The organism is Streptomyces sp. UNOC14_S4, assembly GCF_020740835.1.
Lineage (GTDB): Bacteria > Actinomycetota > Actinomycetes > Streptomycetales > Streptomycetaceae > Streptomyces.
The window spans coordinates 1-3116 of sequence record NZ_JAINFC010000688.1 but is presented as its reverse complement, the minus strand read 5'-3'; the positions used below and the strand labels follow the sequence as shown (position 1 = coordinate 3116).

Below are 3116 nucleotides of genomic sequence, written 5' to 3'. Positions count from 1 at the left end.
CGCCGGGGGACTTGGGGTCCTGGGCGGGGGTGCGTTCGCCCGCTTCGCCCGTACCGGCGTAGAGCATGCCGTCGGGGCCGAAGGCGATCCGCCCGCCGTTGTGGATCTGGCCCTTGGGGATGCCCTGGAACACCGTGTTGGGCTGGCCCAGCCGCTGTCCGGCGGGCTTGGCCTCGTCGTAGCGCAGTTGGGCGATCCGGTTGTCCGAGGCGGTGGTGAAGTACGCGTAGAGCAGGTGGTCGTCGGCGTAGTGCGGCGAGAGGGCCAGCCCCAGCAGGCCGCCCTCGCCCGCCGCCGCGACCCCCGGCACGGAGCCGACCTCGTTCTGGGCGCCGTCCTTCGCCGAGACCCGGACGATCTTCCCCGTGTCGCGCGAGCCCACCAGCAGGTCGCCGCCGGGCAGCGGGGCCACGCCCCACGGGGAGTTGAGCCTGGTGGTGAGCGTACGGACGACCTTCACCGAGCCCTTCGCGGGCGCGGCGGACGCGGGCGGTGCGGAGGGGCCGCCGGGCGACGCGGATCCCGGGGCCTCCGTGGGCGGCGTCGCCCTGCCCGGCAGCCCGCCGCCTCCCGAACAGCCCGCGACCAGCAGCGCGGCCGCGGCCAGGGCGGCCACGGTGCCGGCGGGGCGGGTGCGCGGGATGCGACGCATGGTTCGTTCCTCTCGCCTGACGCGGTGCGGCACGTGTTCCTTATACATGCCCGCTCCGCGTGTCAGGCGCAGGCCGTTCTCAGTACCAGGAACCGATGGCCCCGGGGAGCGCCGCTATCTCCGCGAAGTCCTCCGGAGTGAGCCGCAATTGAGCCGCCGCGGCGTTCTGCAGTACCCACTCGGCCTTCTTCGACCCCGGCACCGGCACCACGTGCCGCCCCTGCGCCAGCACCCAGGCCAGGGCGACCTGCGCGGCCGTGGCCCCGTGCCGCCCGGCCACCCGCCGCAGCCCGGCGACTATCGGCTGGTTGGCGGCCATCATCTCCGCCGTGAACCGCGGGTGCCGCGCCCGGACGTCCTCCGGCTCGAAGCCCTGGCCCGGTGTGAGGGTGCCGCTGAGGAAACCATTCCCCAGGGGCATGGCCGCGAGCAGCCCGACGCCCCGCGACGCGCACCACGGCGCGAGCGCGTCCAGGGCCTCGCGCGACCAGACCGACAGTTCCGCCTGGACGAGGCTCACCGGGAAGACCTGCTGGATGCGTTCCAGCTGCCGGATCGTCACGTCGTACATCCCGGCGCGCGACCTGCGCTGCGCCCGCGCGCCGATCGCGCACCACCCCAGGGCCCGGACCTTGCCCGCCGACACCAGCTCCGCCATCGCGCCCCAGGTCTCCTCTATGGGGACCTCCGGGTCGGGGCGGTGCAGCTGGTAGACGTCGATCACGTCGGTCTGGAGCCGCCGCAGCGAGGCGTCGCAGGCCCGCTTCACATAGCCCGGCCGCCCGTTGGCCACGACGTGCTGATCGCCCACCAGCAGCCCGCACTTGGTCGACACGAAGGCGTCCTTGCGCCGCTCCCGCAGCACCCGCCCTATGAGCAGTTCATTGGTGAACGGCCCGTACATGTCCGCGGTGTCCAGCAGGGTCGTCCCCGCGTCGAGCGCCGCGTGCACCGCGCGCAGCGAGCCCTCCCCACTGCGCTGAGAGGCGGTGTAGGCCCAGTGCATCGGCATGCACCCGAGGCCGATCGCACCCACTTCGAGCGCCGTAGCACCGATTGTCCTGCGCTCCACCCGCCGTTCCCTCCCGTTCCTCGCCCCCAAACTAACCTCTGCGGCCCCGGCCGTTTCGCATAGCCTCCAGGCATGAGCGCAGACGACAGCGGTTCCCCCCGCCCCCTGGCCTGGCTGCCGATCAGACCCGAGGAGATCGACGGCCTCCCCGACGGCCTCGACTACGCCTACTGGAACGGCGAACCCGACTACCCCACCGACCCCGCGCGCTGCGCGTTCTACGTCCCGCCGTATGTGACCAGCGGCGACGTGTGCGTACGCCCGCTGCCCGCGATGCGCGGCCTGCGGGTGGTGCAGACCCTGACCGCGGGCGTCGACCACATGCTGCCCGCCGTGCCCCTGCTGCCCCACGGCACCCTGCTGTGCAACGCCCGCGGGCTGCACGACACCAGCACCGCCGAACTGGCCCTGGCCCTCACCCTCGCCGCGCTGCGCGACATCCCCGGCTTCGTGCGCGCGCAGGAAGCGGAGGAGTGGACGCAGGGCTACCGGCCCGCGCTCGCCGACAAGTCCGTGCTGATCGTCGGCTACGGTTCCATCGGTTCCGCGATCGAGGACCGGCTCGTGCCCTTTGAATGCGCGCGGGTGGTGCGCGTCGCGCGCACTCCGCGCGAGACGCCCCGCGGGCCGGTGCATTCCGCATCCGCGCTCCCGGAGATCCTTCCCGGCGTGGATGTCGTGATCCTGGCGACACCGCTCACGGAGGACACCCGCGGGCTCGTGGACGCCGCCTTCCTCGCGCGGATGAAGGACGGCGCGCTGCTGGTCAACATCGCGCGCGGCGCCGTGGTCGACACCGAGGCGCTCCTCGTGGAACTGCGGAAGGGCAGGCTACGGGCCGCGCTGGACGTCACGGACCCCGAGCCGCTGCCCCCGGGCCACCCGCTGTGGAGCGCCCCCGGCACCTTGATCACTCCCCATGTGGGCGGCCCCTCCTCGGCCTTTCTGCCCCGGGCCGAACGGCTGCTGCGTGATCAACTGGCCAGATTCGTTCTGGACGCACCCCTGGAAAATGTCGTAGTCGCTGTCCCCTAGTTACCACGTAGAGGCACCGTTCGACTGCATTCAGTGTTCATAACCCCCTTGGCGATTACGCTATGTATATGAGCTATGTCCCTGAGTGACGAGTCTGGTGTATCGTCCGGACCGGGGGCTGCGCCGGGCACCGTACGGCGCAGCGAAGTACCGGCACACGAGGGGGGCGACGGGCGATGCACGGCCACTGGACGATCAACCCGACGCGGCTCATGCACCGACCACGGCACGCTTGCACCGCGGCTCCGCCGCCGAGGCCCGCGGGGCGCGCCTGTCCGCCCCGCCTCCGGCCCGCGGGCCTCGGCGGCGGAGCCGCGGTGCAAGCGTGCCGTGGTCGGTGCATGAGCCGCGTCGGGT

The 3116-nt window shown here is 72.6% G+C and carries 3 protein-coding genes; 1 reads left to right on the top strand and 2 read right to left on the bottom strand.

The annotated features are described in order from the left end of the window. Together K6I34_RS34350 and K6I34_RS34345 are read right to left on the bottom strand one after the other, a co-directional pair. A partial coding sequence (locus tag K6I34_RS34350; RefSeq protein WP_229331958.1) for a sorbosone dehydrogenase family protein occupies positions 1–652 on the bottom strand: 652 nt, incomplete at its 3' end. Between the two features lie 79 nt (positions 653–731). Beyond that, positions 732–1724, bottom strand: coding sequence for an aldo/keto reductase (locus tag K6I34_RS34345; RefSeq protein ID WP_229331957.1), 993 nt, complete (start codon positions 1722–1724; stop codon positions 732–734). Positions 1725–1796: 72 nt separating this feature from the next. On the opposite strand from K6I34_RS34345, the gene K6I34_RS34340 reads away from it, so the two are divergent. Further along, positions 1797–2759, top strand: coding sequence for a 2-hydroxyacid dehydrogenase (locus K6I34_RS34340; protein WP_229331956.1), 963 nt, complete (start codon positions 1797–1799; stop codon positions 2757–2759). The last annotated feature ends 357 nt before the right edge of the window (positions 2760–3116 follow it).